This window comes from Flavobacterium sp. M31R6 (assembly GCF_013284035.1).
Taxonomy (GTDB): Bacteria; Bacteroidota; Bacteroidia; order Flavobacteriales; family Flavobacteriaceae; genus Flavobacterium.
Genome location: NZ_CP054141.1, coordinates 3,073,487 through 3,093,059, shown reverse-complemented (window position 1 = coordinate 3,093,059; position 19,573 = coordinate 3,073,487). Strand labels below are relative to the sequence as shown.

The window sequence follows — 19,573 nt, the reverse complement described above, 5'->3', positions numbered from 1 at the left end:
TTTATTGATACTGGGTTTTCTTTTTTAATTAACTTTTGTTCAAGTAAAATAATTTATGATAACACAAATAAATGCGTAATTTTATATAAAAATAAAACATATGAAAAAAATAGTAGTAGCAATCTGCGTGATGTTCTTTTTAAGTATCCAAATTCAAGCTCAAGTGAAACAAAACATTTATCAATTCAAAGTAGAAGACTTATACGGTAAGACTTTTGATTTTTCCACACTAAAAGGCAAAAAAGTAATGATTGTCAATACGGCTTCAAAATGTGGTTTGACACCTCAGTACAAGGATCTCGAAGCTTTATATAAAGAATATGGATCTAAAGGTTTTGTGATTGTAGGCTTTCCAGCCAATAATTTTGCTTCGCAAGAACCTGGAACTAAAGAAGAAATTGCCACTTTTTGTCAACAAAATTATGGAGTTACTTTTCCAATGATGGACAAAGTTTCTGTAAAAGGAGCTGACATGTGTGCCGTTTATCAATTTTTGACCCAAAAATCTAAAAATGGTTTACAGGATTCTGAAGTACAATGGAATTTTCAAAAATACCTTATCAATGAAAAAGGCGAATTGGAAAAAGTAATTTCTCCAAAAACATTACCAACAGATCCTGAAGTGGTAAAATGGATTAAAGGATAATTTTTTAAAGAAAAATCAGTTATAAAAAGAGTTTGCTAGTCAAACTCTTTTTTTGTGGAGTATATTTATGAAAAACTAAACTACCCTTTAGCAATAACTTCCTTAACCGCAGCTTCATAATTGCGAATACTTTTTGATTTTTTAATGTTTTTATGGACTTTGTGGGGATTTGAAAATATAACCGAAAAGTATTCCCATAAATGATGCATTTTCAATAGAATATGCGTTTGTCCAGATAATGATTCGCTGTATCCTTCATAAAGTGTGTCATGAAAAGCACTGAATAATTCCATTTTGTTCTTAGGGTATTCAGCAGAATCACTTTTTATCATACTCGGTAAAAATGGATCAGCAATCAAGCCTCTACCAATCATCCAATGGTCTATGGAAGGAAAGCGTTGTTGCATTTCGTGAAATTTAGCCACCGAAGTAATATCACCGTTATAATATAGTTTATGCTTAGTGTTGTCAATGCATTGCTGAAACGCATCCAAATGAACACCTCCTTTATAAAGCTGTTTCCCAATGCGGGCATGTATTGCAATATTCTTAATTGGGTATTTGTCCAAAATAGGCAAAACATCAAGAATTTCTTCGGTAGTGTCATACCCCAAACGCATTTTCATGGACACAATAATATCGGTCTCTGAGTGTGCTCGGTCAAGAATGTAATTTATTTTTTCGGTATTACTGATAAGCCCGGAACCCATACCGGATTTGGTAACCATTGGATACGGACAACCTAAATTCCAGTTCAATTCTTTATAACCCAATTGCTGAACATATTTTGCTACAAATAAAAACTCCTCTGCATCATTGGTAATAACCTGCGGAATAACCTCCAAACCAACATTGTTTTCAGGAAGAAGGTCTCTTTCGTAAGACGATTTTATAACCAGTTTTCCGTTCAAACGGATGTATGGAGAATAATAAGTGTCAATTCCTCCAAAATATTTGTTGATGGCATTTCGAAAACGAAAATCAGTAAATCCTTGTAAAGGTGAAGAAAGCAGGGTAAAGCTCATAGTATTTATAAAAGTGCAAAGATACTATAAAGTTACAAGTCATAAAGTCAAAAGTTTCCTTATTGCTAACATATCTAATAAAGCAATTTAAAGGCAATGAATTTAATACTTTAAAACATTCGACTTCATATCACTCCAATATTAATTGCATAAAAACCGAATGCAACCAACGATCAAATTTATAACCTGATTCTTTGATGATTCCAACGGTTTTAAAACCAAATTTCTCATGAAATTCCACACTGCTTTGATTTTCTGCATCGATTACGGCAATCATAGTATGAAGCTTTTGTCCTTTTGCTAATTGAATTAATTCATGTAATAGCAATTTTCCAATCCCTTTGCCTTGATGGTCTTTATCCACATAAACGGAATGTTCTACGGTATATTTATAAGCTTCTCGAAATCGAAATTCACTATACATACCAAAACCAACCACTTTATGATCTTCTATAGCAACAATAACAGGGAAATGCTTGTTTGTTTTTTCTTCCAATATTGCTTTTTGCTGTTCGTAACTTCTAATGTTATAATCGTACAAGGCTGTTGAGTTTAGAATATTATAATTTATAATATCCAGTATGGCTTGTGTATCTTCGGTTTTATAAGATCTTAATTTGATTTTCATCTGAAGTTATTTATTGTTTTTTATTGTTTATATGTAATTCGTATACCTTCATTGGAATATGCAACAGATTCAAAGTAATGCTCATTTCATAAAGTCAATATTTGTTGTTCAAAATTAAGAAAAATAGACTCAATTGAAAGGAAAAGCCTTGGTAACTTTGTAACTTTGCAAAACAATTTTTAGAAGTTTTATTTTTAAACTTTTAAACATTAAACTTTTAAACAGTTAAAATGACTTACCCCAAAATACCTTTAGCACAAAGCATACTTCAAATTTTTTTAGCCAAAGAAATCACCAACATTATCATATCTCCCGGTTCAAGAAATGCACCCCTTACTATAGGTTTCGCCAGCAATCCTGCATTTCAATGTTACAGCATCGCCGATGAGCGTGCTGCCGCTTTTTTTGCCTTGGGAATAGCACAGCAAACTGGTAAGCCAACTGCTGTGGTTTGTACTTCGGGATCGGCATTGTTGAACTATTATCCGGCTTTTGCGGAAGCGTTCTATAGCCAGATTCCATTAATTGTGGTTTCGGCAGACAGACCTCATAGCAAGATTGACATTGGCGACGGACAAACTATTCGTCAGGGAAATGTATTTGCCAATCATTCTTTATACAATGCCAACTTATTGGAAGAGGTCTCAGAAGAAAACGATCGAAAAATAAATGAAGCCATTAATACGGCTATAGCCAAAAAAGGGCCAGTACATATCAATGCTCCATTTGAAGAGCCTTTGTATGAAACGGTTTCGGTGCTAAGTGTCAATAGTTCCATTTTTGCTTCCGCAAAAGTAAATCGTACAGTAGACATCAAAGATTTACAGGATTCCGCTTCTCTTTGGAATAAAGCTTCCCGAAAATTGATATTGATAGGGGTAAATGAACCCAACTCAATTGCAGAAGAAACAATTGAAGCATTTGCAAATGACGAATCGGTTGTGGTGATGACGGAGAACACTTCGAATGTATCCCATGAAAGCTTCATAAGTAACATTGATACCATTATTACTCCATTTACAGCTGAAGATTTTGAGGCTTTTCGTCCAGAAATCCTAGTAACTTTTGGCGGAATGGTAGTCTCCAAACGTATTAAAGCTTTCTTAAGAAAATACAAACCCAAGCAACATTGGCATATTGACACGTTAAGAGCCTATGATACTTTTGGTTGTCTAACAAAACATTTTGAGGTTGAACCCAATACTTTTTTCAATGCTTTTTTGCCATTAACCTCAAAAATTGAAAGTAATTATTTTTCTCGATTGAATACAGTTAAAACCTTACGCAAAGAAAAACACGATATTTATTTATCTAAAATTCCTTTTACGGATTTCAAAGTTTTTGAGAAAGTGATTCAGAGCTTGCCCCAAAACAGTCAATTGCAAATCAGTAATAGCTCTGCTATTCGATATGCGCAATTAATACCAATAGTTCCATCAATCGAAGTGTATTGCAATAGAGGAACCAGCGGAATCGATGGAAGTACTTCAACGGCTATTGGTGCGGCTGTCGCCAATGTCAAACCGACGGTTTTTATAACAGGTGATATTGGATTTTTATACGACAGTAATGCACTTTGGAACAATTATATACCGAAAAATTTTAAAATCATTTTGATTAATAATGGAGGTGGAGGTATTTTTAGAATTTTGCCGGGACATTCGGAAACACCTGTTTTTAATACTTTTTTTGAAACTTCCCATAACTTGACGGCAGAACATTTGGCAAAAATGTATGGCTTTGATTATACGATTGCAAATGACGAGATGAGTTTGTCCAAAGGTTTAGATTTGCTATATGCTCAAAATGATAAACCAGGTATCTTGGAAGTTTTTACACCAACTTTGGATAACAATACCATATTATTGCAGTATTTTAAGGAGTTGGTCTAATTGTACTATTTTGTCATAAACAGGCTGAAGAAATAAAAACTGTTATAAAATTAAAATTTAATTTGGTTACCAAAATTTAATGAATAAATATTGAATAAAAATCGCACACTTTAATAATAAATTACTAAATTTGAGGATGTTATAAAATCAAAAGTAAAAACCTTAAATATATTTTTATGAGTGCAAAAGACGTATTAATTGTAAAATATGCAGCCGATTTGAAAGAAAAATGCGGGATTACTCCAGATATGGACTTATTGACCAAAGTGACTACTGGTTGTGGACCGTCCATATATAATCCAGATTCTTCCATTATTGCGGGAACACAACAATCCGAAATTGCGACGGTAAAAAATAATTTTTTAATCAAGAAATTAGGTTTGACTGATGGTCCTGAACTTCAAAAAGGAATCGATGCTGTTTTGGAAAAATATGGAAGGTCTAATAAAAATAAATATAGAGCGGTGGTTTATTATTTATTGGCTCTACATTTTGGAAGGGAAAGTGCTTACAATTAAAAATATTGAACTTTTCAAAAAGCGTCTTTAATGGACGCTTTTTTTATTGATAATGTTTTTATAAATCCCATTTTCAAAGTTCGTACCTTTGCACATTAAACTTAGTTGAAAATACAACTTAGAATCTCAATAAAATGATTGAAATAGGAAAATACAATACGCTTACAATATTGCGTGATACCAAAGTGGGTTTGTTTTTGGGCAACCCAGAAAAAGACCCAGAAGGAATACACGATATACTTTTACCTAATAAATATGTGCCAAATGAATTTGAAATAGGTGAGGAGCTTATTGTTTTTGTGTATTTGGATCACGAGGAACGCCCAGTTGCCACAACATTGGAACCTTATATATTGTTGAATGAGTTCGCTCTTTTACGTGTGAATTATATCAATCAAATAGGTGCTTTTATGGATTGGGGAATGGAGAAGGACATTTTGGTTCCCTTCAAGGAACAGGCACGTCCTATGGAAAAAGGAAAACGCTATTTGGTTTATCTTTATATGGATGAAAAAACCAATCGTTTGGTGGCATCAAGCAAATTGAACCAATTTTTGAAAAATGACCACCTTACCGTTGAAAAAGGGGAAGAAGTGGATCTTATCGTTTCTCATATTACAGAATTAGGGATCAATGTAATTATCAATGAAAGGCACAAAGGATTATTGTATAAAGACGAAGTTTATGACGACGGTATACGTACAGGAGATCGTATGCGCGGATATATAAAGAATATCAGACCTGATAACAAGATTGATGTTTCGTTACAAATTCAAGGCTATCAAAGTATAGAACCAAATGCCGAAAAAATTCTTGACGAACTAAGAGCCAGTAGAGGCTTTTTACGTTTAACGGATAATTCTCATCCCGAAGACATTAAAACGGTTTTAAAGATGAGCAAGAAAACCTTTAAAAAAGCTATTGGAGCTTTGTATAAGGAAAAGTTAATCGAGATTAAAGAAGATGGAATCTATTTGGTTAAGGAATAAAAAAAGGAAGGCTAATCATTTTGATTAGCCTTTCCCTTTTACTTTTGTTTGTACCCTATAGATATAAACAAAAATAAAACATTTTCGAACATTTTAAAAAGTATATTCAAGCACTTTATATACTTAACGTATATGTAATACAAGTAATTACAAAGCGTAAATTACTTCATTAAATGGTTTGTCTATAAATCAAAACATTTACTTAGGTAGTAAAGTATAAATTTCACATTAAAACCATTGGTTGATTATACATTTAAAGATTACCATCTGTTATTGTACTTGTGTAAAGTATTTGGATTGTAAATCTTTTACTTAACCCTTAGGTGTTACTTTCTATGAATTACTATTTGGGCAAACGCCTCATTTATTTGCTTGTACTTTAAAATAGTTTTTGTGAAAATTATATAATTTAAAACCATAAAAAAACAAGCGACAATAATTTCAAATTCACTCAAAAAAATCATTTTTAAGGTTAATAAATCAGTGAAAAACTCCGTGCTAATCTGAATTAATAACTAACGTTGGTTTTACTATAGAATAATGATTAGCATGAGTTAAAAGTAGTAAATAATTCAATTTGTGATTCCTAAGAAGGCTTTTATTTTTTCCTTTAATTTAAACTTTAACACTTTTGTTTTTTATTGAAAGAAATGATTTAATAATAAGTAAATCAGTGATTTGTAAATTCTTATTAATTAAAATTGCATATTGAAATTAAGTCCCCAAATGGCTTTATTCGATCCTTTGTCAAAACCAACTGGAGCAAGATTTAATTGTGCTTTAGTTTTCTCTTTATAGCCAAAACCATCCAATAGGGTGTTAAAAGGATCAATAAGAGCTAAGCACGTATATCCTAAAACTTTAGATTTCAGTACTTTTTTATCATGTTTAAAAATGCTTTTTTTAGCATAAAAGAAACCTTCCCCCACTACAGAACCAAGTACTGGTGTGACTACTAAATCTTGTTTGGATGGAATTTCGGCAAATGCTTCTATTCCATATTCCCAAAAACAGGTGGACATAAAAGCCGAATATAAAAAGGATTCAAATATATTAAAACCACTGCTTCTGGCTGTCATATAATAAATTCCTCCTGCATAAGGATGGGTAACATAGTTTAAAACCCAATCATCGTGATCCCAAACTGGACCTGCTTTTACATTTTGTTTCCATTTATAGGTAATTCCATTTTCTTTCATCGCTTGTTTGTCCCAATTGGTTACGCTTTCGGGCATAGCATATAAGATACCAAATGCAACAATAGATGCTCCAAAATACATAGCGGTATTATACCCTAACCTTCTATAATCTCTTGTGGCAGGAGGATAAGTAGTAATGTTTGGTTGTACCAATGTGCTATCAACCAAAGAAAGCATATTGTAATTGTAGGGAGCTACATTTTCTGAACTATCTTTTTGAGATTCAGAATAAGCGATTGTATTTTGGGAAAGCGATGGGAGTAATTGATTTTGATTGTTTATTGACTGTTCTGCCTGTTGAGCAAAAATGGCATTTCCAGAAAGTAAAATTATAAAGGCGTATAAATTAGTTTTAAATGGATTCATTTTTTTGGGGGTAAATGCTGTTAAAAAGGTGGCCAAATAAGTATTTGGTTTTAAATTATAAATTGTTTTTGCTCTTATAACTGTTGAATTACAATCGATTCGTGATCGAATTAGTCCAGTTTATAAACGCGGCAAATATAATTAATTAATAAGAATTAAGCAGGCATTTTTACATCTTAATCTTAAATTAATGATAGAAGTATTTCAAGGATTTTGGTATCAATTCTCCGTGATTAAATGACTGGAGTTTAATTTTTGTAACCGAATGCATTTGATAGAGTTATTCAAATTTTATAATTTAAAAAATATTTATTTATCGGAACCTAATTTACTGTTAAGGATGGGAGTTTTGTATGGAAACTTTACAAACTATTTCACGATTGATTTAAAGAGCTAGGCTTTTTTTGTACATTTGGATAGTGGATAATTACCTCAATTGCCGTAAAAAAAAATCTTCTTTCTGTACTGTTTGTGCTTCCAAAATAATTAGATTGCCTTTTACATCTTATAAAGGAAAGGCAAATAATTTATTGCGACAGCTCTAAATAATCGCATGGTTGGTTTGAAAAAAACTACTAAACATTTATTAAATTGAAAATTAAAATTATACTCATCAGCTTTATTTTTGCAGGGTTTATTTCATGCAATCATAAAGAAAATGCTTCGTCTTTAAATAATAATAATGGATTGACTAAAAGAACTGAGATTAATAATAATCCAAAATCACTTTTAGATTCATCAAAGGTTTTAGACTTAAAATATTCGTTGGAACAATTGGATAATACCAAGGGATTGTCCAATAGTTCCGTTAATGCCATTTTTCAAGATTCCGAGAATTTACTTTGGGTTGGAACTTGGGACGGATTAAACCGATATGACGGAAATAGTTTCAAGATTTTCAGACCTGAATTGGATAATGAAAATAGCCTGAGCAATCAGGTGATCCTCAAATTAGCCGAAGATAATACTGGTCAGATTTGGATATTGACGATTCATGGTATTAATCGTTATAACAAAAAAACGGATGCATTCCAGCGATTTTACTTTTCCAGAGAAAATAAACCGCCATTATCAGAATCAGAATTCAACATGGCACTGGATGCTTCCAAAAAAGTATTTTGCGCCGTAAAAGATTGGGGAATTGGATATTTTGACGGAGCAGCTTTTCAATTATTAAAGGGAAAAAATTTTTCGAAGAAAGCGGTTAAAAAAATGGAATTTTCTCCAACGGAGGAATTATTGGTTTTGTTAGAGAACAATGAACTCTATGCTTTGTCTCTTAAAATAGGCAGTGACGGAAAAAAGATAATTTCAAAAGTTGAATTGATCTCAAAAGATATTCGCACGTTTGAAGTGGTTTCCAATGAAAAAGTATGTATCATTCCAAATTCAGGAAATGCTTTTTTACATTCTTTATCCGATAGTAAAAATCAAATTGTTTCGACTCAAAATATTGACAATATCATTGGTCATATTCCAGAGGGAATTGTGTTTTCTGCCAAATCGGGTTATTTCATAATGAATAATTCAGGGAATATTGTTTCCAAACCATGGTTGAAATACTTGAAAAGTCAAAAGGTCACTACATTAATACAAGGGAGTGAAAATGTGCTTTGGACAGGAACGGATGGAGATGGTTTATTTAAAATATATCCTCTGAAAAAAGCTTTTAATTTAATTTCAAAAGCGCAAGTTCCTGAGTTGGATGGGGGAATTATCAGAACATTTCTGGAGGTGGATGGGAATTCTTTTTTGGTTGGTACAAAAGGGAAGGGATTGTTTCGTTTTCCCTCTAATTTTTATCTAAATCCGGAAAAAGCATTACAATATCAAAACTTCAACGAAAGTAACAGCTCCATAAACAATGCTGTATTTGCTTTGTGTAAAGGTCAAGATAATCTTGTTTTTGTTGGTACAGATGGGGATGGAGTTACAGTTTTTGATCTAAAAAAATCTAAACTTATCAATTGGTCTGCTATTGAAGGGAATGAGAAATGTGATTATTTTAAATCAACTTACACTATTTCTCAGGATTCAACTGGATTTATTTGGCTTGGAACCAATGGCTACGGAATGATTCGCTGTAAAATTGAGCGTTCTGGTCATAAATTGAAAGTAACGGAATTCAAAAGATATCTTGCCGACAGCAACAAACCAAAATCACTAAGTAGCAATATTGTTTTTTCTATAGTCCCTAGGAATGACAATCAACTTTGGATTGGAACGCGATTGGGTGGCCTTAATCTTTTTGATAAAAAAACGGAAGAATTTCACACTTATAAAAATATTAAAAATGATTCTAAAAGTCTATCCAACAATGATATTTTGTGTTTACGGACAGATGTAAATAACCGACTTTGGATAGGAACAAGTTTTGGTTTGAATGTATTGGAAGATTTAAAGAGTAACGGAAGCGCCATTTTTAAGAGCTATACGGCCAAAGAAGGATTGCCAAATAATACTATTCATGGAATTGTTTCTGATAAAAAGTCCAATCTTTGGATAAGTACAAATTTTGGGTTGTCCAATTTTAATGGTTCTAAGTTCATTAATTACACCAAAAACGAAGGACTTCAGAATAATGAATTTGCTGACGGGGCATTTTATCAAGATCAGAAGTCGGATTTTATTTTTATGGGAGGAATAAAAGGATTTAATTATTTTTTGCCTCAAAAAATAAAAGAGTCTTCCGTTATTCCTGATATTTTGATAGATAAAATCAGTGGTCAAAATCAGCCTATCCCATATTATCAAGGATTAGTAATATCTCCCGATTCAAAGACAAATCCCTCCATTGTTTTGGACCATAATCAAAACTTTTTTGATATCGAATTGGCAGCTTTGACTTATGTCAACAGTGAAAAATGCCAGTATGCCTATCAATTGAAAAATTTCGATAAGGGTTGGAATACTATTAATAATCGAAGAATTATTTCTTTTACAAACGTTCCTAAGGGTAATTATTCTTTATGGATAAAATGGTCCAATAGTGATGGAGTTTGGAGCAAACCGGTTCACGCCATAGATATTAAGGTAAAGCCTGTGTTTTGGCAATCCAATGTGGCTCTTGTAATTTATTTAATACTAACAACTCTTTTTGTTCTTTTTGTATTGAGTTATTATAAAAAGCGACAATCATTGAGTCAAAACATTCTTTTTAGAAAGAGGGAGGAAGAGCTTCACGAAAACAGGCTTACCTTTTTTACGAATATTGCCCACGAATTTCAGACTCCTTTGACTTTGATCGTTGGTCCTGTCCAAAAACTATCCGAAACGGCAAATCTTAGTGAACGCAATCAAAAATTCCTGCAGATGATTCAACGTAATTCGTCAAGGTTATTGTTTTTGACACAACAATTATTGGAGTTTCGAAAAGCGGAATACGATTACCTGGAAATAAATGCAAGAGAATTTGATCTTGTAAGCTTGGTAGAACAAATAGCTGAATTGTTTGATGAATGGGCATTGGATAAAAAGATTGATTATAATCTTGACATTCCATCTGCGTTACCAGGCTGGTTTGACAAAGATAAGATTGAAAAAATAGTTTTTAATCTGATGTCAAACGCATTCAAATACACTCCGATAAAAGGGAAGATTGATGTTAAGTTTACGCTTCAGGATGATTCCAAAAGACTGAACATTACAATAGTAAATACAGGAAACGGAATTCCGAAAGAGAAATTAGACTCGCTATTTGATCGATTTTTTCTGTCGGATACAAATAAAGCGCCAGATAATGATTTGTTTAGAACAGGTATTGGGTTGGCGTATATTAAAAAACTGGTCACTGTATTGAGAGGTGAAATTCAGGTTTCGAGTATTGCAAATGAGCAGACTACCTTTACCATTCTAATTCCATGCGGTAAAGAGTTATTTAGTGAAAAAGAATTGGATGTAGAAGTAAGTCCGATTTTGATTTCGCACCATCTAAAAAATATTCTTGAAGAGATTCCGAACAAGTCCGATCATACGCCCAATAAAATTGCTTCGTTGGAAGATATTCAAGACACCCGCAAAACAATTTTGCTGGTTGAGGACGAGAAGGAAATCCGTTTGTTTCTGGATGATTTATTAGGGGAAAAATATAAAATCATCCCTGCTTATAATGGTTTAGAAGCCCTTGAGGTTATTGAGAGGGAAATCCCCGACATTATTATCAGCGACGTAATGATGCCAATGATGGATGGGGTAGAACTTTGTAAAAAAATCAAGCAGGATATCAAGACCTGTCATATTCCGTTTATTATGCTTACCGCAAAAGATTCTGTCATCCATAGAATTGAAGGACTGGAAAGCGGTGCTAATTCCTATATTCCAAAGCCTTTTTATCCGGATCATTTATTAATACGAATACAGAAGCTTCTTGAAGAAAAAGAATTAATACTAAAGCATTTTACACAAGATACGCTTACGGAGAATCTGGCTACGCTGCCAATAAATAATGATGAAAAAGATTTTGTAAAAAAAGTGATTGAACTGATTCGTTCCAATATTGATAATGAAGATCTTCAAAGCTTATTTATTGAAAAAGAATTAGGCATCAGTAATTCGCAATTGTATCGAAAAGTAAAACAGATTTTTGGCTTTACTCCGGGAGATTTAATTCGAACGATACGATTAAAATTTGCAGCAGAACTTTTGCGTAAAAATGTACTTACAGTATCTGAGGTGTGCTACCAATCCGGTTTTAATAACCGTTCCTATTTTTACCGTGAGTTTAATAAGATGTATAATGTGACTCCAAAAAATTATCAATTGAAGTACAAAGGAAAGTAGTAGATAAGTTTTAAAATGCTAAAAATCAACACTTTTGTAAAAGGTGTACACTTTTGATGAAATAGTGTACACCTTTTTTTGTGTCTACAGGATAAATTTACGAAATCGTTTTTTGACTATAAAAAAAACTATTAACGAATTTAATCAACCTAATTTTTATTAACATGAAAAATTTAACTCGAATTAGTAATCAATTTAATAATTCCCTATGATGAGAAAGAAAATTATTTATAATTTGTTCCTGTTTGGAATACTATTATCAGGAAGCATACTGCATGCTCAATCAGTAAAAGGGAATGTTTCGGATAGCAGCGGTCCAATACCGCAGGTGAATGTTGTTGTAAAAGGAACCTCTTTAAGTACTTCAACAGATTTTGATGGAAACTATACTTTAAATAATGTAAGTACTGATGCTGTTTTGGTATTTAGTTATATTGGATACAAAAACAGAGAAATTGCAGTTAATGGACAAACTGTGGTGAATGCTAAATTAGAAAGCGACTCACAAAAATTGGACGAAGTAATTGTTGTGGGGTATTCCAGTCAAAAAAAACAATCCATAACAGGTGCCGTAGCGCAAGTAGATATGGGTGAATTGTCTAAAACAAAAGTGGCTGATGTAGGTCAGGCTTTGCAAGGACAAGTTGCCGGTGTTTCAGTTTCTGCTAATACAGGTGCTCCTGGAGACGGACTTAAAATACGTATTAGAGGGGAAGGTACGCTAGGAAACAACGACGTACTTTATGTTGTTGATGGTGTTGCAACCCGCGACATTTCTTTCTTGAACATGTCCGACGTAAAATCGATGACTGTATTAAAAGATGCTGCTGCCACTGCTATTTACGGTTCCAGATCCGCAGGTGGAGTTGTTATTCTTACCACCAAAAGCGGTTCAAAAGGGAAATCGAATATTGATGTAGAATATTACTCTGGAACCAGTTTTGCCACAAACCTTCCTAAAATGCTAAATGCAAATCAGTATTTGACAGTAATGGATCAAGCTTGGCATAACTCTAACAATAATCCGGCAGGGGCAATAAGCCCATACAAAACAGATCAAACTAACGGAAACGTTAATGGGATACCACTATCAGACACCAATTGGTTGGACCAATTGTTCACTTCTGGAAGAACTAATAATCTACAGCTTTCAGTTAGCGGAGGTTCAGAGAAAACACAATATTTAATATCTGGTGGTTATTTTGGACAAGATGGTATTGTGGTTGGTGACAATGATACCTACAAACGTATTAATTTTAGAACCAATATTAATACTGAAGTTACTGATCGTTTCAAAGTTGGAACAAATCTTCAGATTACTAGTACTAGACAAGATAAAATGTCTTCAAGTGGAGACGCTCCCGGTGTTATCAGACATGCTTTATTGCGTCCATCGGTTTTAGGAGTGTATAAAGATGTAAATGATCCAACTTATAAAGCAAATGATCCTTACACTGATTTACCTTTTTATTTGAATAACAATCCTAATGGTGGTTGGAATCCAAATTATGAATTAACTTCTAATCCGTTGGCAATTGTTCATTTTACAGATGACACACGTTCTGCTTTTAAAACTTTTGGAAATGTATATGGAGAATATGCTTTTTTAGCGGATAAATCTCTGAAATTCAAAAGTAATTTGGGAGCTGAAATCACTTTCGATCACAACAAAGCTTTTGGAGAAAATTTTGGAGATGATAATGACAATAGTGCAAATGAAACGTATCCTGGACAAGGTAGGCAAAATAGACCTTCAAGCCTGAATGAAAATAGAGGTGAAGCGACTACGTTTACTTTTGCAAATACTTTGAATTATACTAAAACAATTGCTGATAAACATAGCATCAGTGCATTATTAGGATCTGAAACGGTATCATACGACCAGTCTGCAGTAGGTGGGAGCAGACAAAACTATAATAATACTACTGATCCTTTCCGTTATCTTGATTATGGAAGCGATGTTAATAAACACAGTTCAGGATCTGCTCAAAGTTGGAACCTTATTTCTTTCTTTGGTTCTGCCAATTATGGATATGATAATAAATATTTAGTTTCAGGTACTATAAGAGCCGATGGTTCTTCTCGTTTTGGACCTAATAATAAATGGGGTTATTTTCCTTCTGTTTCTGGTGGATGGGTAATGTCTAAAGAGAAATTCATGGAAAAAGCAGATTGGATTTCCAACTTAAAATGGAGAGCTAGCTGGGGTCAATCTGGAAATCAAGAAATTCCTAATAATGCCTATGAAACTCTTGTTACCGAAACTGGAGGTATCATAAACATAGTTCGTTATGGTAATCCAGATTTAAAATGGGAAACTACTACACAAACTAACTTTGGTCTTGATTTGGGTGTAATGGATAATAAACTGACTTTCTCAGCTGATTATTTTGACAAAAAGACCGATGATATTTTATTAACTGTAGGTCTACCTTCATCTACTGTTGGTCAAATTAATAGAACTTTTGTTAATGCTGGAGTTGTAACTAATAAAGGGTTTGAGTTTGGAGCTAATTTCCAAAATAACGACCACGAATTTAAATACGGAATCAATGCAAACATTGCTACACTAAAAAATAATGTAGAACAACTTCAGCAATATGTTACCGAGATTAATGATGACAAAACTCATACTAAAACGGTGGTTGGACAACCTATCAGTTCGTATTATGGATTAAAATTTGATGGTATTTATCAAAATGCTGCCGAAGTGTCTTCTACTTTATTCTCTAATGAAAACGGTGCAAAACCGGGTGATATTAAGTTTAAGGATTTAAATGGAGATGGTCAAATTAATGCTGATGACAGAACATTCATAGGAAGTTCAATTCCAAAAGTAACATACGGTTTCTCATTCAATGCTGAATATAAAAGATTTGATATGTCATTCCTTTTCCAAGGAGTTTCAGGTGTAGATCGTTACAACGATTTGAAACAAATTTTGGATTATGATAGCCGTCCTTTCAACTCTACTACTGCAGTATTAGGAGCATGGAATGGTGAGGGTACTAGTAACACTACTCCACGTAACACACTTAATGATAACGGAGGAAGCCAAGTTTCTAGCGTTTTTGTTGAAGATGCTTCATATTTACGATTGAAAAATCTTGAGATCGGATATACGTTTGATCCAAAAATCATAGGTGATACGTATTTAAGAATGTATGTATCAGGTCAAAATTTGTTGACTTTCACGAACTATACTGGTTTGGATCCAGAATCGACTTCTTTCATAGATCAAGGAACTTATCCTCAATCTACTTCAATCCTAATAGGTTTAAAATTTAAAATTTAATAAACGAACCATGAAATCGCCATGATTCAAATTAGTAAAAAATAATGAAGAATGGCGATACCATGTTCCGTTAAAAAATAAATAATATAAACACATGAAATATACATATATAACAGCGATTATGATTTCGCTAGCGTCATTGACAAGTTGCCAAGATGAACTTACTACCGAACCTGTAGGTGCGTTAACTTTGGAACAGGCAAGTTCTAAACCAACATTGGCTTCCGTAGAAAGTTCAGTAACTTCATCTTATGATATGTTATCCAATAAGTTGAACCAGTTGGCAGAATGGGATTGGAATGGTGGTTTGGTGTTTCAAAATGATATTGTAATAGATGATATAGCATCCGATGATATGGAAAAAAAATGGTCTCCTGATGGAGATCAACCTTGGATGGATGAGATAAACAACTTTACTTTTACTTCGACAAATGGAGGACCAAATGGGTTGTGGAAATACGATTACGAGGGGATAAAAAGAACCAATATTGCATTGAGTTTTCTATTAAATGAAGATATTGAGAAAATTACCGGAATCACAACCGAAAGAAAAAATCAATTAATTGGTGAAGCTTATTTTTTACGCTCTTACTATTATTTTTCATTGGTGACTAATTTTGGAGATGTGCCTTTAATCTTGGCTCCCGTAAAAACATATCAAGAAGCTTTTGATTTTGCTGTAAGAGCACCAAAAGAAGATGTATGGAGTCAAATCAAAACTGATTTGGAAAAAGCTAAATCACTTTTGCCTAATTCAAAATATGGATCCGATACAGAAAAATGGAGAGTTTCTAAAGGAGCTGCCATTGCACTTCTTGCAAAAACCGCTTTATACAACAAGGATTGGACAGGTGTAACTACATTAGTGTCAGAATTGGAATCTACAGGATTTTTTAGTTTGGATGCCAATTATTTTGATAATTTCAATATGAACACTGAATATGCTGACAACGAAGTTATCTTCTCTTATAATCATGTTAAACAAGGTGATCCAAGAAAAGGAAACGGAATTTGCGCACCTCTTGGATGGGGATTCTTTGCTCCAAGTACCGATTTCTTAAATTCATTTGAACCTAATGACCCTAGAAAGTTATATACAGTGAATGCGCCACAACAATGGGTTAGTAAACTTTTAGGAACCACAGATGGTGGCAATAAAGGAGATGATGATGCATCAAACAATAAAGTATTCATTCGTTACGCCGATGTTTTGCTTTGGAAAGCTGAAGCACTTAACGAAACTGGAGATTATTCAGGTGCCATTAGCATCATAAATCAAATTAGAACAAGAGCAAGAAACACCGTTACTGCCGATGGTACTCCTGTACCTGCTGGAACACTGCCAAACAGAGCCGCATCTACAGACAAAGCAACTATTAAAAATTGGTTGATTTCTGAAAGAAGAGCCGAACTTGGTTTTGAAAATCAAAGAATGCCAGACTTAAAAAGATGGGGTATTGCTAAGCAAGTGATGACTGCCCATGGCAAAAATTTCCAAGACAAACATATGTTGTATCCAATTCCTCAATCTGAAGTGGATGCTTCGGCAGGGCTTTTGAAACAAAACCCTGGGTACTAAAGAAAGGTAATTGAAATAAGTTTGGTTAGTTTAAAGTATTAATTACCAGTGAGAAGTAGCAATTGCAATTAAAAAAAATTGCTGCTTCTCTATTTTTTAAACCATAAAAAATCCAGCAAACGAAAGAAGAATCTAGTAATAAAATTAGAATTCTGATTAACCTGATAAATAATAAAACATTTTACTATGTGTAAATTTTTAAATACCCTTTCTATTTTACTATTCTGTTTTGTCGGAGCGATTTCGTCAAGCCAGAATATTAATTTAAAAGTTGTAGGAGATGATACACAAGGTTATAATGTTGCTATTTATAATGGGAATCAGCTTTTGGTTAAAAATACAGAAGAGTTTTCGCTTGATCTGGCAAATACTGATTTTAGTGAAAAAACCAGTATAAAAAATTGGACAGGAGCAGAGTGGAAAGGGGATTCAAATACTCTAGAACTGACCCGAAAAACCTATCTGGCAGACTTTGATTTGAATATTTCGATTACCGTTGCGTATGAAGTTATCAATAAAAACATTATAAAAAAGAGCATCGACATTACTCAAACAGGGATGCCAATTGTATATTACACGTTGACCGAAACGTCAAAACCCGCACAAACACCTTCAAAATATGTAACCTTTGAATTTGATAATTTTCCGGGAGGCTTTGCGCATGAAATGTTTCCTTCAGCAGGATTTGTAACGCCAGATAATCTGGTAGTTGGCTTCTTGATGGACGCAGGTTATAAAAATCATTATACAAGAACAACCCGAAGACGCTTTAATGGTCATGGCGGCGGATTTGTCGGTATGAGAAAACTTCCAGACCCAAATTTAGTGTCGGTGGCAACAGTAAATGAAAGAGCCAAAAATCAAAATTACATCAAGCAAACCTTCGGAGAACTTTATAATTTAGATTCAGGAAAAGAGCTAAAATTACAACTCAATGACCAATATAAGAAAGTTGGTTCAGTTGAAATTAGTAAAAAGGACAGTATTTATAATTTAGATATAAAATCCAATGAGCAATCCGGTTTTGAAATGATTGCTCCTTTCAAAGATCAAAAAATATATACGATTTCATTCCTCTGCAAAGGATCTACGCCACTTGCATTAAAATTGTTCAGAATTAAAAACGGCAAGAAAACAGTTGAATTAGAAAACGGAATAAAATACATCGATAAGTTTCCTACTCAAGAAAAGGAGTGGACACTTTTCAAAGGAAGCATTCTGGTTCCTTATATTGAAAACGACAGCGTTTCGTTGTTTATTGGAGCAAGCGATGCAAAAGATTGTTCACTTCAGATAAAAAATCTTCAAATTGTAGCACATGAACCGGTCATAGAACCTTATAATAAGATAGCTATGGGCGAAACGGTGACAAAAACAACATACATTTTTGTTGAGCCTTTTACCAATCATCATGATTTTGTTATATCTTCTCAGACTCGTTTGGCGGAAGCCAAAAAATTTGAAGGATCTCAAATAGAAAAAATGATGTATGCCAATTTTAATATGCTTACCTGGATTACTTCGATTGACGATTTTTCGCCTTTCAATGTTCCGAATATGAACTATTCGCCTGATATGTATAATAGAGATTCTTTTTTTTCGATAGTATCAAGTTATAATAAGGAACTGAATCTGTCTATTTGGAATAAATGGGCGCAAACCCAAAATCAAAAAGGAGCAGTTGGTACCATCATCACGCCTTATATGGGTTCGATTGAAGTAAAGGACAATGAAGCTACTATTCAATTTCTGATTTGGGCCATGATGAACAAAAGACGTTTTGGTGTTGAGTTGCCAAAAGATAAAATTCAGAAAGCAGTCGATTTTGTATTAAATGAATTTGATGATGACAAAGACGGAAAGTGCAAATCACATTTTCCTTTGTGCCAAGTGGATGTTCTTGATTTTAATCCAAAAACTGATAGACTTGCCGTCAATCAAGGGATGCTGGCGATTGCTTTGCGAACGATAAAAGAATTGGGTTATGAAATATCCGATTCCTATATTGAAAAAGCAGAAAGAGAATATCGTAATTTTTATGATGCAAAAAGAAAACATTTGTTATACGACAAGCAATTCCCCGACATTATAGCACTAACTGATTTAGAACCTGAATTTTATTCTCTTTGGCTGTTCAAACGTCCTATTTTGACAGATGAAATGGTTGTAAATCATTTGAATCAAATTCCATTGCTTAATAAAGTAGCTAATTCTCCACATCCGGAATATGGAACAACCGCACCTTTAATTATTCAACTGACTAAAGACAAAAAAGGATATTCGTTTATGAATACAGATTACCAACCTTTTGGCGAATTTGGAAAATCAAATTATGTAGGAGGTGCTAATGACGGGATATATTACAATGGAGGAAGTTGGTTTCGTGCTGAATATTGTGCTTATGTAGTCGGAGCAAAACATGGATGGAAGAATGCTCAAAAAATGATGGAGAATAGAGCTTGGGCCGAAATAAACCTCAATCCGGAATGGCCTTACAGCAAAGAATTTATTCCAACAAAATGGACGACAACCGATTCATGGTGGCCTTCAACGAGAGGTTTGTGTTGGAATGTTTTTATTCTAATGGCAGATGAAGTAGCAGGGAGCAGAACATCAAAAATGGATCCCGATTTTGAAAATAAAAACTAAAATAAGAT

11 protein-coding genes are annotated in these 19,573 nt (G+C 33.4%); 8 read left to right on the top strand and 3 right to left on the bottom strand.

Going from position 1 to position 19,573, the window contains the following annotated elements:
* Positions 1-100: 100 nt before the first annotated feature.
* On the top strand, positions 101-646 hold the full coding sequence (locus HQN62_RS12685; RefSeq protein WP_173504632.1) for a glutathione peroxidase: 546 nt from the start codon (positions 101-103) through the stop codon (positions 644-646).
* Between the two features lie 80 nt (positions 647-726).
* On the opposite strand, the gene HQN62_RS12680 is transcribed toward HQN62_RS12685, so the two are convergent.
* Entirely contained in the window at positions 727-1,671 is a 945-nt protein-coding gene (locus tag HQN62_RS12680) for a tRNA dihydrouridine synthase (protein ID WP_173504631.1), read from the bottom strand.
* A gap of 130 nt (positions 1,672-1,801) precedes the next feature.
* On the bottom strand, positions 1,802-2,299 hold the full coding sequence (locus HQN62_RS12675; protein WP_173504630.1) for a GNAT family N-acetyltransferase: 498 nt from the start codon (positions 2,297-2,299) through the stop codon (positions 1,802-1,804).
* 230 nt (positions 2,300-2,529) lie between these two features.
* Here HQN62_RS12675 and menD point away from each other — a divergent pair, with 230 nt between their 5' ends.
* The 3 genes from menD (at position 2,530) to HQN62_RS12660 (ending at position 5,698) form a co-directional block, all read left to right on the top strand.
* The gene (gene menD, locus HQN62_RS12670; RefSeq protein WP_173504629.1) at positions 2,530-4,191 is read left to right on the top strand and encodes a 2-succinyl-5-enolpyruvyl-6-hydroxy-3-cyclohexene-1-carboxylic-acid synthase; all 1,662 of its coding nucleotides are present in this window, start codon (positions 2,530-2,532) and stop codon (positions 4,189-4,191) included.
* A gap of 176 nt (positions 4,192-4,367) precedes the next feature.
* On the top strand, positions 4,368-4,709 hold the full coding sequence (locus tag HQN62_RS12665; protein ID WP_173504628.1) for a DUF2853 family protein: 342 nt from the start codon (positions 4,368-4,370) through the stop codon (positions 4,707-4,709).
* A gap of 134 nt (positions 4,710-4,843) precedes the next feature.
* Complete coding sequence (locus tag HQN62_RS12660) at positions 4,844-5,698, top strand: CvfB family protein (protein ID WP_173504627.1); 855 nt, start codon at positions 4,844-4,846, stop codon at positions 5,696-5,698.
* A gap of 695 nt (positions 5,699-6,393) precedes the next feature.
* Here the strand turns inward: HQN62_RS12660 and HQN62_RS12655 are convergent.
* Positions 6,394-7,263 carry a DUF3943 domain-containing protein gene (locus tag HQN62_RS12655; RefSeq protein ID WP_173504626.1) on the bottom strand — a complete coding sequence of 290 codons (870 nt, stop codon included), beginning with the start codon at positions 7,261-7,263 and terminating at the stop codon, positions 6,394-6,396.
* A 591-nt stretch (positions 7,264-7,854) separates the two neighbouring features.
* On the opposite strand from HQN62_RS12655, the gene HQN62_RS12650 reads away from it, so the two are divergent.
* From HQN62_RS12650 to HQN62_RS12635, 4 genes are all read left to right on the top strand, one after another.
* On the top strand, positions 7,855-12,042 hold the full coding sequence (locus tag HQN62_RS12650) for a hybrid sensor histidine kinase/response regulator transcription factor (protein ID WP_173504625.1): 4,188 nt from the start codon (positions 7,855-7,857) through the stop codon (positions 12,040-12,042).
* Positions 12,043-12,250: 208 nt separating this feature from the next.
* Complete coding sequence (locus HQN62_RS12645) at positions 12,251-15,337, top strand: SusC/RagA family TonB-linked outer membrane protein (RefSeq protein WP_173504624.1); 3,087 nt, start codon at positions 12,251-12,253, stop codon at positions 15,335-15,337.
* Positions 15,338-15,431: 94 nt separating this feature from the next.
* A complete protein-coding gene (locus HQN62_RS12640; protein ID WP_217362489.1) occupies positions 15,432-16,916 on the top strand; it encodes a RagB/SusD family nutrient uptake outer membrane protein in 1,485 nt (494 codons plus the stop codon).
* A gap of 186 nt (positions 16,917-17,102) precedes the next feature.
* Positions 17,103-19,565 carry a hypothetical protein gene (locus HQN62_RS12635; RefSeq protein ID WP_217362488.1) on the top strand — a complete coding sequence of 821 codons (2,463 nt, stop codon included), beginning with the start codon at positions 17,103-17,105 and terminating at the stop codon, positions 19,563-19,565.
* The last annotated feature ends 8 nt before the right edge of the window (positions 19,566-19,573 follow it).